General features: G+C 73.9%; 11 protein-coding genes. 7 read left to right on the top strand and 4 right to left on the bottom strand.

Annotation, left to right across the window (positions count from 1 at the left end):
• Positions 1–4: 4 nt before the first annotated feature.
• Both ACH35V_RS22670 and ACH35V_RS22665 read left to right on the top strand, forming a co-directional pair.
• A complete protein-coding gene (locus tag ACH35V_RS22670; RefSeq protein WP_395974949.1) occupies positions 5–991 on the top strand; it encodes an ornithine carbamoyltransferase in 987 nt (328 codons plus the stop codon).
• The gene (locus ACH35V_RS22665) at positions 988–2397 is read left to right on the top strand and encodes an MFS transporter (RefSeq protein ID WP_395974948.1); all 1410 of its coding nucleotides are present in this window, start codon (positions 988–990) and stop codon (positions 2395–2397) included. Before ACH35V_RS22670 ends, ACH35V_RS22665 begins: the two co-directional genes overlap by 4 nt.
• Positions 2398–2413: 16 nt before the next feature.
• On the opposite strand, the gene ACH35V_RS22660 is transcribed toward ACH35V_RS22665, so the two are convergent.
• From ACH35V_RS22660 to ACH35V_RS22650, 3 genes are all read right to left on the bottom strand, one after another.
• A complete protein-coding gene (locus ACH35V_RS22660; protein WP_395974947.1) occupies positions 2414–4252 on the bottom strand; it encodes a BTAD domain-containing putative transcriptional regulator in 1839 nt (612 codons plus the stop codon).
• Between the two features lie 313 nt (positions 4253–4565).
• Positions 4566–5225 carry a response regulator gene (locus ACH35V_RS22655; RefSeq protein WP_395974946.1) on the bottom strand — a complete coding sequence of 220 codons (660 nt, stop codon included), beginning with the start codon at positions 5223–5225 and terminating at the stop codon, positions 4566–4568.
• Positions 5198–6484 (bottom strand): sensor histidine kinase, encoded by a 1287-nt coding sequence (locus tag ACH35V_RS22650; protein WP_395974945.1) that lies wholly within the window; start codon positions 6482–6484, stop codon positions 5198–5200. The genes ACH35V_RS22655 and ACH35V_RS22650 overlap by 28 nt, the downstream gene beginning before the upstream one ends.
• 132 nt (positions 6485–6616) lie before the next feature.
• On the opposite strand from ACH35V_RS22650, the gene ACH35V_RS22645 reads away from it, so the two are divergent.
• Genes ACH35V_RS22645 through ACH35V_RS22625 form a run of 5 tightly spaced genes read left to right on the top strand, consistent with a single transcriptional unit; the run spans position 6617 to position 12884 of the window.
• The gene (locus ACH35V_RS22645; RefSeq protein WP_395974944.1) at positions 6617–7411 is read left to right on the top strand and encodes an ABC transporter ATP-binding protein; all 795 of its coding nucleotides are present in this window, start codon (positions 6617–6619) and stop codon (positions 7409–7411) included.
• Positions 7405–9906, top strand: coding sequence for an FtsX-like permease family protein (locus ACH35V_RS22640; protein WP_395974943.1), 2502 nt, complete (start codon positions 7405–7407; stop codon positions 9904–9906). Before ACH35V_RS22645 ends, ACH35V_RS22640 begins: the two co-directional genes overlap by 7 nt.
• A gap of 56 nt (positions 9907–9962) precedes the next feature.
• On the top strand, positions 9963–10904 hold the full coding sequence (locus ACH35V_RS22635; RefSeq protein WP_395974942.1) for a TauD/TfdA family dioxygenase: 942 nt from the start codon (positions 9963–9965) through the stop codon (positions 10902–10904).
• A 37-nt stretch (positions 10905–10941) separates the two neighbouring features.
• Positions 10942–11892: a TauD/TfdA family dioxygenase gene (locus ACH35V_RS22630; protein ID WP_395974941.1), complete on the top strand. Its 951-nt coding sequence runs from the start codon at positions 10942–10944 to the stop codon at positions 11890–11892.
• Positions 11889–12884, top strand: coding sequence for an asparaginase (locus ACH35V_RS22625; protein ID WP_395974940.1), 996 nt, complete (start codon positions 11889–11891; stop codon positions 12882–12884). The genes ACH35V_RS22630 and ACH35V_RS22625 overlap by 4 nt, the downstream gene beginning before the upstream one ends.
• Here ACH35V_RS22625 and ACH35V_RS22620 read toward each other — a convergent pair.
• Positions 12853–13866, bottom strand: a complete 1014-nt coding sequence (locus tag ACH35V_RS22620) for a GlxA family transcriptional regulator (protein ID WP_395974939.1) — start codon at positions 13864–13866, stop codon at positions 12853–12855. The two genes, ACH35V_RS22625 and ACH35V_RS22620, sit on opposite strands and share 32 nt — an antisense overlap.
• Positions 13867–13899: the final 33 nt, after the last annotated feature.

The following is a 13899-nucleotide window of genomic DNA, read 5'->3' as shown; positions in this document are numbered from 1 at the left end:
CGCCGTGCGACACCTCATCTCGATCGACGACCTGACCGACGCCGACCTGCGCTCGATCGTCGCGCGCGGAACCCGGTTCGCCGCCCGCGAGCACGCCCCGCCCCCAGCGCTGGCGGGCCTGGTGGCGGGGATCTACTTCCGCAAGACGTCCACCCGGACCCGCACCGCGTTCTCCAGCGGCGCGCTCCGCCTCGGCGCGCGGATCGTCACGTTCGGGCCGGACGACCTGCAGACCAACACCGGCGAGACGGCGGAGGACACCGGCCGGGTCTTCGCCCGGATGCTCGACGTGCTGGTCGCCCGGACGGCCGGCGACCCGGCGGAGATGCGGGCCTGGGCGCACGGCCAGGACCGGATGGCCGTCGTCAACGCGATGAGCGCCGACGAGCACCCGACCCAGGCGCTCGCCGACCTGGTGACGCTGAGCGGCCGGTTCGGCCGGATCGAGGGGCTGAAGATCCTCTACGTGGGGGAGGGCAACAACACGGCGGCCGCGCTGGCGCTGGCGCTCAGCCGGTTCGAGGGCGTCCGGCTGGAGCTGCGCACCCCGCCCGGCTACGGCCTGGCCGACGCGATCCGGGAGCGGGCCGCCCGGCAGGCCCGGGATGCCGGCGCGGCGGTCGCCGAGCACCACCACATGGACGATCTGCCCGGCGACTTCGACGTCGTCTACACCACCAGGTGGGAGACGACGGGGACCGCCAAGCCCGACCCGGACTGGCGGACGGTCTTCACCCCGTTCCGCGTCACCGCCGCCCTGTGGGAGCACAGCCCCAAGGCCGTCTTCATGCACGACCTGCCCGCGCACCGGGGCGACGAGGTCACCGCCGAGGTCCTGGACGGGCCGATGAGCATCGCCTTCGACCAGGCCGAGAACAAGATGCACAGCGCCATGGCGGCGCTGGAGTGGTGCCGCCACGGCACCGCTCCGACGGAGGGCGCCGCGCTTGAAGACGACGCCGCGACCAGAGGCGGTTCGCCGGGCCGATGAGCACCGTGCGGCGGCCCCCGGCGCCCGTCGGCCCCCCGGACGGGCCGCGTCCGCCGGACGTCCCGCGCTCGGCGGACGTCCCGGAGGACCTCCCGCCGGACGCCCCGCCGCCGCTCCGCCGCAACCGCGACTTCCTGCTGCTGTGGAGCGGGGCGGCGGCCTCGCTGCTCGGCACCCGGGTCAGCGCGATCACCTACCCGCTCCTGGTCGTGTTCCTGACCGGGTCGGGGACGGCGGCGGGCCTGGTCGGCTTCGCCGCGCTCCTGCCCAACCTCCTCGTCCAGCTTCCGGCCGGCGCGCTGGTGGACCGCTGGAACCGCAAATGGCTGATGACCGCCTGCAACGGCGGCGCGGTGCTCGCGGTCGGGAGCGTGGCGGTCGCGCTGGCGTTCGGCCGGCTGTGGCTGCCGCACCTGGTCGTCGCGGCCTTCGTCGAGTCGTCGCTGACGATCTTCTACAAGCACGCCGAGCGCGGCGCGGTGCGCAACCTCGTCGCCCCGTCCCAGCTCTCGGCGGCGCTGGCGCAGAACGAGGTGCGCGGCCGCGGCGCCGGGCTCCTCGGGCAGCCGCTCGGCACCGCGATCTACGCGCTCGCGCACTGGTGGCCGACGACGTTCACCGCGCTCAGCCACATGTTCGGCCTGTGCGGGATGCTGTTCATCAGGAAGGACCTCCAGCGCCCGGTCCGGCGGCGTCCGAAGGGGATCATCGGGCCGATCCGGCAGGGCCTCGCCTGGGTGTGGCGCCAGCGGTTCCTGCGCGCGGTGATGGTGGTCGTCGCGGGCAGCAACCTGCTCTTCCAGGGCATCAGCCTCGCGCTCGCGTACCTGGTCGAGCACGACGAGGACCTGACGAAGACCGCCTTCGCGGTGATCCTGGTCGCCCGCGGCGTCGGCGGCGTGCTCGGCGCGGCCACCGGGCCGCTGTGGATGCGGCTGATGTCCATGCGGGCCATCGTCATCTGGGGGAACATCGCGTGGGCGGTGCTGCTGCCGCTGGTCGCGGTGGTGCGGGACCCGGTGGCGCTCGGCGCGATCTTCATCGCGGTCTCGGTCATCTCCGGCACGTTCAACGTGGTCGGCGGGGTCTACCTCGTCCGGACGACCCCGGACCGCATGCAGGGCCGCGCGAGCAGCGTCATGGACCTGCTCGGCTCCGGGCTCAGCGCCCTCGGCCCCCTGGTGACCGGCGTCGCGCTGGACGCGTGGGGCGCGACCCACACGGTGCTCGGGCTGGGCGCGGCCATGGTCTGCCTGGCGCTCGCCACCGTGATCAGCCCCGCGATCCGGTCCGTGCCGCACCGGGTGGGCGACATCCCCCTCGCCGAAGACGACGACGACCCGCCCGCCGCCGCCGGGGACGGAACGCCGTCCGTCCCTCCGGCGGGAGGCGGGTACCGGGGCTGACGCCGCCGGCGGTGGTTCAGCAGTGTGCGGTGAGGGACTCGCCGTCGGCGCCGATGATGTCGTCGAGGGTCCGGCCGGTGGCCTGCTCGCGGGCGAACAGCCGGAACAGCTCGTGGAACCGGTAGCGGAAATGGCCCGTCTTCGCGCAGGCGCTGACCTGGAGCATGCGCGCGTCCAGGAGCGTCTCCAGGATCTCCTCGCTCTCGGCCTCGGAGAGCGAGAGGACCCGCGACGCCGCCGGCGCGGTGAAGTCCGGGTCGTCGAGGAGGCCGAGCAGCGCGAAGGTGTCGCGGGCCTGCCCGTCGAGCTCCAGGAAACCGCTCTCGATCCGGGTCCGGACGTCGAGCGAGCCGTGCCGCAGCGCGTCGAGCCGGGAGCGGGACCATTCCAGCCGCCGGACCATCGCCTCCAGCGGCCAGTGGGGCTTGGTGCAGAGCCGCGTCCCGGCGACGCGCAGCGCGAGCGGCAGCCCGCCGCACAGGGCGGCGATCCGCCGCGCCGCCTCCGGCTCCGCGGCGACCCGCTCGTCGCCGACGATCCTCGTCAGCATGGCCAGCGAGCCCTCGTCGTCCAGGGTCTCCAGCCGGACGGTGCGGGCGCCGACGCCGGACGCGACGTCCCGGCGCGCGGTGAAGAGGGTCCGGCAGTCCTGGCCGCTGGGCAGCAGCGGGCGGAGCAGCGCCTCGTTCTCGGCGTGGTCGAGCACGACGAGCACGCGGCGGTCGGCGGTGAGGGTGCGGTACAGCCGGACGCGCTCGCCGAACTCGGCGGGGATCTCCCGGTCGGTCATGCCGAGCGCGCGCAGGAACGACAGCACCACGGTCCCGGGGGCGAGCGGCGCGCCGCCGTCCGGGGCCAGGTCGGCGTACAGCTGCCCGTCCGGGAAGTGGTCCTTGGCGGCGTGGGCGGCCCGGAGCGCGAGCGCGCTCTTGCCGGCGCCGGGCATCCCGGAGATCTCGACCGCGGCCGGGGCCGCGCCGTCGCGCGCGGTCAGCGCCGCGACGACCTCGGCCAGCTCGGCGCCGCGGCCGGCGAAGTCGATGACGTTGGGCGGTAGCAGCCGGGGCCGCAGCGTGTGCCGTTCCACGCCGCGCACCGGCTCGATCCCGGGGGTGTGGTCGAGCGCGGGGGCGTTGGCCAGGATGGCCAGGTGCGTGTCGGTCAGCGTCGCGCCCGGGTCCACGCCGAGCTCCTCGGCCAGCAGCCGGCGGCCCGCGTGGAAGACGGTGAGCGCGTCGGCCTGCCGCCCGGCCCGGTACAGCGCGACCATCAGCTGCGCGCGCAGCCGCTCGCGCAGCGGATGCTCGGCGACCAGGCCGGTCAATTCGGGGATGACCTGGAGCTGCTCGCCGAGCGCGAGCCGGGCCTCCACGCGGTCCTCGATGGCGGTCATCCGGGCCTCTTCAAGGCGCGGCAATTCGGCCTCGGCGAGGAATTCGCTGACGTTGGCGAGAGCCGGGCCGCGCCATAGGGAAAGCGCCTGCCTGAAATGTTCGCTTGCGCTCCGGAACTGCCTGTTCTTCAGGTCTAGCTGACCGGCGCGGGCGAGCCGCTGGAATATTTCGTGATCTAGGACCGCGCGCCCGATGCTCATCATGTAACCAGGCGGTTTGCGCACGATGCTGACCTCGCCCCCAAGGTATTTGCGCAGCCGGGATACATATGTATAGATCTGGGAGCTGGCGGTTGCGGGCGGGTTCTCCCCCCATAGCAGCCCGCTGAGCCGGTAGTCCGGGAGGATGTGGTCGCGCGATAGCAGCAGCGCGGCGAGAACCGTTTTCTGCTTGGCACCGTCTAATGAAATGCGCTCGCCGTTCAGGCGTGCTTCTATCGACCCGAGAATGAAGATTTCCATGGTCTGGCTTTTCCCCCGTGTGAAATGGACCAGCAAGATCTATATATGACATTCCTTGTCTGTTGTTTTGGGAGCGATCTAAGCCCGCCGGGCCTTGATCATGATGACTCCGCAGTAGGACAGATGTCAACCAAACGGGACAATCTGGAAATTTGCCGGTTCACCTGGTGTTCAGACGGGCCCGGACCGGCTCCGTCCAGCAGATATAGGCTTCGTATAGAGGTCTGGCCGACAATCGCTTGACCGGAACGGTTGCGGCTTGTCAGCGCCTCTCGTGACATCGCACGGGGCGCCTGGCCGTTTGTGGTCAGCCTCAGCGGCGCAGGTAGGTGAGCACCGCGAGCACCCTGCGGTGATCGTCCTCGGTGCGCGGCAGCTCCAGCTTGATGAGGATGTTCCCGATGTGCTTGGCCACCGCCGCCTCGGACACCGTCAGCGCCCGGGCGATCCCCGCGTTGGTGCGCCCCTCCGCCATCAGGGCCAGCACCTCCCGTTCGCGGCCGGTCAGCGGGGCCAGCGGGTCGTGCCGGCGGCGCAGCAGGTGCCGGACGACCTCCGGGTCGACGACCGTGCCGCCGGCGGCCACCTGCTCCAGCGCGCCGCGGAACTCGTCGATGTCGCCGACCCGGTCCTTGAGCAGATAGCCGACGCCCCGCCCGCCGACCGAGTCGAACAGCTCGGCCGCGTAGGCGTGCTGGACGTACTGGCTGAGCACCATCACCGCCATCCCCGGATGGGACGAGCGCAGCTCCACCGCCGCGCGCAGCCCCTCGTCGGAGAACCCGGGCGGCATCCGCACGTCCGTCAGGACCAGGTCGGGCGTGTGCTCGGCGACGGCGGCGATCAGCTCTTCCGCGTCGCCGACGGCGGCGACCACCTCGTGGCCGAACCTGGCGAGCAGGCCCACCAGCCCTTCGCGCAGCAGCACGCCGTCCTCGGCGACGACTAGGCGGAGCGGTCGATCGGGCCGCACGGGACCTCCAGGCGGACGAGGGTGGGCCCGCCGGGCGGGCTGGACAGGACGAGCGTGCCGCCCACGACGGAGATCCGGTCGACCAGCCCGGCCAGCCCGCTGCCCCGCGCCGCCGCCGCGCCGCCGACCCCGTCGTCGCCGATCTCCACCGTGACGCGGTCGCCGTCCCGTCCGGCGGTCACCCAGGCCGTGGACGCGGCGCTGTGCTTGGCCACGTTCGCCAGCGCCTCGCAGACCGCGAAGTAGAGCGCGCTCTCCACCGGCTCGGGGAGGCGTCCGGGCAGGTCGAGCTCGGCCTTGACCGGGACCGGGGAGCGGCCGGCCAGTTCGTCGACCGCGGCGGGCAGGCCCCGGTCGGTGAGCAGCTTGGGATGGATCCCGCGGATCAGCTCGCGCAGCTCGTCGAGGGCGAGCCTGGCCTCCGCGTGCGCCTTGTCGACCAGCTCGCCGGTCTCGCGCCCGCTGGTCGTGCGGGCGAGCCCCAGCGTCATGGTCAGCGCGACCAGCCGCTGCTGGGCGCCGTCGTGCAGGTCCCGCTCGATCCGGCGCCGCTCGGCCTCGAAGGCGTCGACGAGCCGCGCCCGCGACCGGGTCAGCTCGTCGACCCGCTCGGTCAGCTCCGGTTCGAGCGGCGCCACCAGCAGCAGCCGGGTGAGCGCGCCGCGCGCCGCCGCGACCACCGTCACCAGGTACATCCCCACCAGCAGCGCGAGGACCCCGAGCGGCAGCATCGCCCACGCCTGCCAGCTGCTGGTGAGCGTCCAGGTCTTGAGCAGCTTCAGCTCGCCGTCCGGGTCCGCCGCCATGATCGCCGGGGCGGTCAGCAGCGCCGCCGGCACCGCCAGCCCGGTCACCAGTGCCGCCAGCTCCACCGGCCACAGCACGGCCGCCGACAACAGCGTGAACGCCAGGTCCCGCCAGGTGGCCTGCTCGCGGTAGCGGGTCCGCAGCCACGGCCAGAAGCCGGGACGCTCGGGGTCGCGATGCGGGCCCGGCGCGGGTTCCAGGTCGACCAGCCGCAGCCGGCGCCGCTCCGCCGCCGCGACCGGCAGCCCGCATAACCCCAGTGCCAGCAGCAGCGGCACGCCCACGAGGACGGCGCCCAGCACGATCCCGAGGGTGAGCGCCGTGCTCAGCAGGACGAGCTCCAGCGCCCCGGCCAGCGTCCCGGTGAGCAGGTACGCGGTCGCCCGCCACGGCCAGGCGGTGACCAGGAACCCCCGGTCGGTCAGCGCCTGCCAGGCCGTGCGTGATCGCATGGCACGACGGTACTCGCCCGGCCCGCCGCAGCCCATGACGGCAGTACTACCGACGGGGTAGTGCCAGTGCTACCCCGAAGAGTCGCATCAGTGCCAGTGCGCTCACCGGCCCCGGCGCGGTTGGCTTGCGGCATGAACAAGACGGGGACGGACAGCGGCGCCGAGACGGCGCCGGCGACCGGCCAGGCGGTGCCCGGTGTGGCGGTGCGCCTGACGGCCGTGACCAGGACGTACGGGTCCGGGGACGGCAAGGTGACCGCGCTCGCCGGGGTCACGCTGGAGTTCGCCGGCGGCACCTTCACCGCGATCATGGGCCCGTCCGGCTCGGGCAAGTCGACGCTGCTGCAGTGCGCCGCCGGGCTCGACCGTCCCGACGAGGGACGCGTCGACGTGGCCGGCACCGACCTGACCGGCCTCGGCGAGACGCGGCTGACGCTCCTGCGCCGCGACCGGATCGGGTTCGTCTTCCAGTCGTTCAACCTGATGCCGTCCCTCACCGCCGAGCAGAACGTCGGGCTGCCGCTGCACCTGGCCGGGCGCCGTCCCAAGAAGAGCGAGGTCGCCGCCGTGCTCCAGGACGTGGGGCTCGCCGACCGGGCCGGGCACCGGCCGAGCCAGCTGTCGGGCGGCCAGCAGCAGCGGGTCGCGATCGCGCGGGCGCTGGTGACCCGCCCCGCCGTGCTGTTCGCCGACGAGCCGACGGGCGCGCTGGACAGCTCCACCTCGCGCGACGTCCTGATCATGCTGCGCAGCCTCGTCGACCAGCGCGGCCAGACGATCGTCATGGTGACGCACGACCCCGTCGCCGCCTCCTACGCCGACCGCGTGGTGTTCCTCGCGGACGGCGGGCTGGTCGGCGAGATGGAGCAGCCGACCGCCGAGGCCGTCGCGGCGCAGATGACCCGGCTGGAGTCGGCGCCGTGCTGAGGATCGCGCTGCTGACCGTCCGCGCCCGCTGGATCGCGTTCGCCGGGTCGTTCCTCACCCTCACCCTGGGCGTCGGCCTGGTCGCCACCATGGGACTTGCGCTGGCCGCCGCCTACGAGACCGAGACGGCGTCCGCGGCCGAGGAGGGCTCGGTCCGGTACGGCGCCGCGCCCGCGGTCGTCCGGGCGCCCGGCAGCGTGCGCGTCGCGGTCGGGGACGAGACCGAGAGCCGCGAGCTCGAAGCGCCGCGCGGGCTGGACCCCGCCGTCGCGGCGAAGGCCGCCGCGCTCGGCGGCGCCGTCGAGGACCGCGTCTTCTACGCCCAGCCCGCGTCCCGCGACGCCGGCGGGCCCCGGGTCACCATCGGCCGGCCGTGGTCGGTGGCCCCCTACGCCCCGTACCGGCTGGTCGCGGGCAGAGCTCCCGCCGCGCCCGACGAGGTCGCCTCCCCCGTGGGCGGGCCTCGTCCGGGCGCGGCGGTCCCCGTCCTCACCGCCCGCGGCCCGGCGACGTACCGGGTCGTCGGGGTGGTCGACCCGGGGGAGGCGGAACCGGCGATCCTGTTCACCGACGCCGCGGCCGCCCGGCTCTCGCCGCGGATCGACGCCGTGATCAGCCGGGCGCCGGCGGCGGAGCTGCGCGCCGCGGTCGGCGGCTCCGCCGTGGTCCTCACCGGGGACCGGGCCCGGACGGCCGGGGCCGGGCTCGGCGACGGCGGCGGCAAGAACACCGAACAGGACACGCTGGACGGAACCAAGATCATGCTGGGCACGGCGGGCGGGATCTGCGGGTTCGTCGCCGTTTTCGTCGTCGCGTCCACCTTCTCCCTGGCGGTCGCCCAGCGGCGCCGCGAGCTGGCGCTGCTGCGCGCGGTCGGCGCGACGCCCCGCCAGGTGCGGCGGATGCTGTTCGCCGAGGCGTTCGTCGTCGGCGTGATCGCCGCTGCGCTCGGCTGCGCCCTCGGGCCGGTCTGCGCCCCGGCGCTCGGCGGCTGGCTGGTCGACCGGGAGCTGGCGCCCGCGTCCTACACGGTGCCGGCGACGGCCTGGCCGCTGGCCGTGGCGTTCGCGATGGGCCTCACCGTCTCCCTGCTCGGGGTCTGGGCGGCGTCCCGCCGGGCGGGCCGGATCCGCCCGGCCGAGGCGCTGCGCGACGCGGCGCTGGAGACCAGGGCCATGACCGCCGGGCGCTGGGTGCTGGGAGCCGGCGGGACGGTCGCGGGCCTGTGGATGCTGGCCTCGGCGCTCGGCGACCCCGGCAGCGCGACCGGCCGCAAGCAGTACATCCCGGTGACGATGCTGCTGATCGCCGGGTTCGCGATGCTCGCCCCGATCATCGTCCCGCCGCTGGCCCGGCTGGTCACCTGGCCGCTCCGGCTGCTGCGGGGCGCGGGGGCGATGGTCGTCCGGGAGAACGCGCTGACCGCCGCCCGCCGGACCGCCTCGACCGCCGCGCCGGTGCTGGTCACCGTCGGCCTGGCGCTGTCCCTGCTCGGCGCCACCGCCAGCATCGACGGCGCGGAGCAGGCGGAGCTGCGCGACCAGCACCGCGCCGACTTCATCGTGACCCCCGCCGGGACGCCCGGCCTCAACCAGGCCGTCGTCGACCGGGTCGAGGCCGTTCCCGGGGTGGACACCGTGGTCCGGACGCCGACCGTCCTGTTCGCCCTGGAGGACGGCGAGGCCCTGGTGAAGTACCCGGCGCAGGCGGTGACGCCGCGCGCGCTCGGCGAGGTCGCCGAGCTGCCCCTGGTGTCGGGAGACCCCGCCCGGCTGGCCGACGACTCGATCATCGTCTCGCGGGAATGGGGGCGCGAGCCCGGCGAGCGGATCGACGTGTGGCTCGCCGACGGGACCAGGACGTCCCTGACGGTGGCCGCGGTCCTGGAGACGGGCACCGGCGACCACAGCGTGTTCGTCACCCCGCGCAACGCCGGTCCCGCCATGCCGGAGTCGATCGACGTGAAGCTGCGTCCGGGCACCGACGGCGCCGCCGCGCTGGCGGCCCTGCGAGCGGCCACCGACCGGCTCGGGGCGCGGCCCGCCGCCGTCCCGGACTGGATCGGCGCGGCCGCGTCCGACAGCGGGCGGCAGAGCCGGCTCGGCATGTACGTGGTCCTCGGCGTCGCGCTGCTCTACTGCGCCATCGCGATCGCCAACACCCTGGTGATGGCCACCGCCGACCGGGCCCGGGACCAGGCCGTCCTGCGCCTGACCGGCGCCACCCGCCGGCAGGTCCTGGGCGTGGTGGCGGCCGAGTCGCTGCTCGTGGTCGGCGTCGGCGCGGTGCTCGCCCTGCTCGTGTCGGCGCTGAGCATGGGCGGGGTGGTGGCCGGGCTCCTCGGCCTCTCCGGACGCCTCACGGTCGTGGTGCCGTGGTCGCCGGTGGGCGGGGTCGTCGCCGCCTGCGTCGTCATCGCGCTGCTGGCGTCGGTGCTGCCCGCCCGCGCGGCGATGCGGACGCGCGCCACCGAGGCCCTGGGAACCAACGAATGAACCCCGTAGCGGTGCGCGTACAGAATCCGTATAGATCGCGGCGGCAGGGTACGCGCATGGACGACGAGCACGGCTGGACGCCTCTGGAGATTCGGCCCGGCGACATCGGAGCCTCGGCAGACGTCGACGGACTTCTCGCCTACCTTGCCGACCGGCAGCAGATCGGTGACCTCCTGGTCAAGGAGAAAGCGCTGGTCTTCCGCGGTTTCGGCGTCGCCCGCGACCGGCTCGAACCGGTCATGGACGGCGTCCTGCCGAACCGGCTGGCCTATGTGCACGGGAACTCGCCGCGGACCAAGGTCGGGGACAACGTCTACACCTCCACCGAGTACCCCGCGGAGATGACGATCTCCATGCACAACGAGCTGTCCTACTCCTCCTCGTGGCCGTCGCGGCTGATGTTCTACTGCGAGATCGCCGCCGAGAGCGGCGGCGCGACCCCGGTCGTCGACGGGACGCGGTGGCTGGGCGCCCTGGACCAGGAGGTGCGGGACGCCTTCGCGGGCGGGGTCCGCTACACGCAGAACCTGCACGACGGCTACGGGCTCGGCAAGAGCTGGCAGGACACCTTCGAGACCGAGGACCGCGACCGCGTGGAGGCGTACCTGGCGGACATGGAGGCCACCTGGGAGTGGCGGCCCGACGGGGCGCTGCGGGTGAGCCAGATCCGGCCCGCCACCGTCCGGCACCCGGTGACCGGCGACGAGGTCTGGTTCAACCAGGCCGACCAGTGGCACCCGGCCGCGCTGGGCGACGAGACCGCCGCGGCGCTGGCCGACGTACTGCCGGAGGAGGAGCTGCCGCAGTCGGTGTCCTACGCCGACGGCGGCCCGATCCCGGCCGAGCACGTCCTGCAGGTCCGCGACCGCGGGCTTTCCGAGGCCGTCGACGTCGACTGGGTCGCCGGGGACGTGCTGCTGATCGACAACGTGCTGGTGGGGCACGGCCGCCGCCCGTTCACCGGGAGCCGGCGCGTGCTGGTCGCGATGACCGACTGAAGTCGCGACGACCGACTGAACGAGCGGCGGAGGGATCATGACGAGTGCGGCGCAGGCTCGCCGCGTGCTGCCCCGCGTCATCGAGCGCGGGGACGGGGACGCGGACCTGTTCGGCCTGCTGGAGCGCGACCGCGCGGAGATCCGGCGGCGGCTCGCCGACGACGGGGCCGTGCTGCTGCGCGGCTTCGCGGTGGGCGGCGTCGACGGGTTCGACCGGGTGGTCCGGACGGTGTCGGGCATGCCGCCGCTGGCCTACGCGGAGCGGTCGTCCCCGCGCAGCACGATCAAGGGCCGGGTCTACACCTCGACCGACTACCCGGCGGACGAGGAGATCTTCCTGCACAACGAGAACTCCTACCAGTCGGTCTGGCCGCGGACGCTGTACTTCTACTGCATCGAGCCGCCCGCCGGGCAGGGCGCGACGCCGCTGGCCGACGTCCGGGAGGTGTACCGGCGCATCGACCCGTCCGTGCGGGAGGAGTTCGAGCGGCGCCGGTGGATGGTGGTCCGCAACTTCCACGAGGACTTCGGCACCTTCTGGTGCGACGCGTTCGGCACCGCCGACCGGGACACCGTGACCGCCTACTGCCAGGAGCGCGACATCGAGATCGAATGGCGCGGCGCGGACGGCCTGCGCACCCGGGCCGTCCGCGACGCCGTGCACGTCCACCCGGTGTCCGGCGAACGCGTGTGGTTCAACCACGCCACGTTCTTCCACATCACCACCCGGGACAAGGACGTGGCCGAGGGGCTCCTGGAGGCCTTCGGCGAGGACGAGCTGCCGGCCAACACCTACTACGGCGACGGCGGCCGCATTCCGGACGACGTCGTCGCGCACCTGCGCGACTGCTACCGGGCCGCCTCCGTGCGGTACGACTGGCGGCGCGACGACGTGCTGGTGGTCGACAACATGCTGGCGGCGCACGGCCGCGAGCCGTTCAGCGGCCGCCGGAAGATCGCGGTGGCGATGGCCGAGCCCTCCGCGTGACGGGCGCCGCGCGGGTCGCCGTCGTCGGCGCCCGCGGCACCATCGCGGGTGTCGCGGAGACCAGGGTGAGCTTCCACCGGTACGAGTCCGGGCTGCTGTCCGCCGCCGAGATGGCCGCCGCGCTCCGTCCGGAGCTGGACGAGGTCGCCGAGGTGACGGCGGCCGACTTCGCGGGCGACCACCACACCGTCGCCGGCCTGTGCGCCCTCACCCGCACGGTGGAACGCACCACCGCCGACGCCGTCGTGGTGACGACCGGCACGAACGAGCTGGCGGAGCTGGCCTACTGGCTCCACCTGACGCTGTCCCGCACGAAGCCGGTGGTGGTCACCGGCGCCCTGCGCCCCTGGACCGTCATCGGCTCGGACGGCCCCGCGAACCTCTACAACGCGGTCGTCCTGGCGGCGAGCGGCCGGACCCGGCCCCACGGCGTCGTGGTCATGCTGAACGACGAGATCCTCCCGGCCCGGGACGCCGTCAAGAGCGACACCGTGCGCACCCACGCGTTCCAGTCCCCGGCGACGGGCCGGCTGGGCACGATCGACGCCGCCCACATCAGGCTCCAGCACGTCCCCGCCGCGGGAGACCGCTGGACGCCGTTCGAGACGAGCCCGGAGAAGATCCCCAAGGTGGAGATCGTGCCCGGCTACCTGGACGCGGGCCCCGAGCCCCTCCTGGCCGTCGCGGAGGCGGGGGCCGCCGGGATCGTCCTGTCCGGCCCGCTGTCCCCCGGCCAGAAGCGCGCGGCGCGTACCCTGGCCGGCAACGGCCTGACCTTCGTGGCGGCACCGCACACCCCCACGGGAGCGGCCTACCCCCAGGAGGACGCGGTCATCGGAACCGACCTCCACCCACCCAAGGCCCGCATCCTCCTGATGCTCACCCTGACCTGCGCAAAGAACCCGACCGAAGCCGAACAGATCTTCACCCACGAATCCCCCCGGCCCGCCCTGGCGAGGACTACGCGCCCAGGGCCTCGGGGGAGGGGGTGAGCTTGTCGAGCCCCGTGGAGCGGAACGTGGTGCGGTAGGCGCTGGGGGCGACGCCCAGCGTCGCGCTCATCTGCTGGCGGAGGGCCGCGCCGGTGCCGAAGCCCGAGTGGCGGGCCACCTGGTCGATGGCCAGGTCGGTGGTCTCCAGCAGGTGCCGGGCCCGCTCGACGCGCTGCTGGATGATCCACTTTCGCGGGCTGAGGCCGGTCTCCTGGCGGAACCGGCGGGTGAACGTGCGGATGCTCATCCGGGCCTGCGCGGCCAGGGCGTGCAGGTCGAGCGGCTCGTGCAGGTGTTCCAGCGCCCACGCGCGGGCCGCGGCGGTGGAGGTGTCGGTCACCTCCGGGATCGGGCGCACGATGTACTGCGACTGGCCGCCCGGCCGCCACGGCGGGACGACGCAGCGCCGCGCGGTCATGTTCGCGATGCCGCTGCCGTGGTCGTCCCGGACGACCTGCAGGCACAGGTCGACGCCCGCGCCGACGCCCGCCGAGGTGAGCAGGTCGCCCTCGTCGACGAACAGCACGTCGGGGTCGAGGTCGACGTGCGGGAAGAGCCGGCGGAAGTTGTCGGCGTGCGCCCAGTGGGTGGTGGCCCGGCGGCCGTCCAGCAGACCGGCCGCGGCCAGGACGAACGCGCCCGTGCAGACCGACATGACGCGCGCGCCTCGATGCGCCGCGGCCCGCAGGGCGAGCCGCACCGGTTCGTCGATCGTGCCGTCCCCCAGCACCTGCGCGCCGTAGTGCACGCCTGCCACGAGGATCGTGTCCGCCTCCGCCAGGAGTTCCAGGCCGTGCTCGGACGTGACGGTCAGCCCCGCCGAGCTGCGCACCGCACGGCCGCCGGGGGTGCAGATCCGTACCTGGTAGAGCCGCCGGTCGTGCTCGTCGCGGGCCGAGGGGAAGACCTGCGTCGGCGTGCCGAGGTCGAACGCGACCACCTCGTCCAGCGCGAGCACGGCGATCTGGTGCAGCCGGTCCATGGCCCAATTCTTGCACATGATGGCCAAAGAGCC

Source organism: Actinomadura sp. 1N219 (genome assembly GCF_044326405.1).
GTDB lineage: Bacteria > Actinomycetota > Actinomycetes > Streptosporangiales > Streptosporangiaceae > Spirillospora.
Note: the sequence above shows the minus strand (reverse complement) of the source record. Positions and strands in the feature narration are given on the sequence as shown.

Bases quoted from the DNA above. Each gene is read 5' to 3' on its own strand.
- ACH35V_RS22645 (WP_395974944.1), top strand. From the start codon at position 6,617: ATGAACAAGACGGGGACGGACAGCGGCGCCGAGACGGCGCCGGCGACC.
- ACH35V_RS22620 (WP_395974939.1), bottom strand. From the start codon at position 13,866: ATGGACCGGCTGCACCAGATCGCCGTGCTCGCGCTGGACGAGGTGGTC.
- ACH35V_RS22635 (WP_395974942.1), top strand. From the start codon at position 9,963: ATGGACGACGAGCACGGCTGGACGCCTCTGGAGATTCGGCCCGGCGAC.
- ACH35V_RS22650 (WP_395974945.1), bottom strand. From the start codon at position 6,484: ATGCGATCACGCACGGCCTGGCAGGCGCTGACCGACCGGGGGTTCCTG.
- ACH35V_RS22665 (WP_395974948.1), top strand. From the start codon at position 988: ATGAGCACCGTGCGGCGGCCCCCGGCGCCCGTCGGCCCCCCGGACGGG.
- ACH35V_RS22660 (WP_395974947.1), bottom strand. From the start codon at position 4,252: ATGGAAATCTTCATTCTCGGGTCGATAGAAGCACGCCTGAACGGCGAG.
- ACH35V_RS22630 (WP_395974941.1), top strand. From the start codon at position 10,942: ATGACGAGTGCGGCGCAGGCTCGCCGCGTGCTGCCCCGCGTCATCGAG.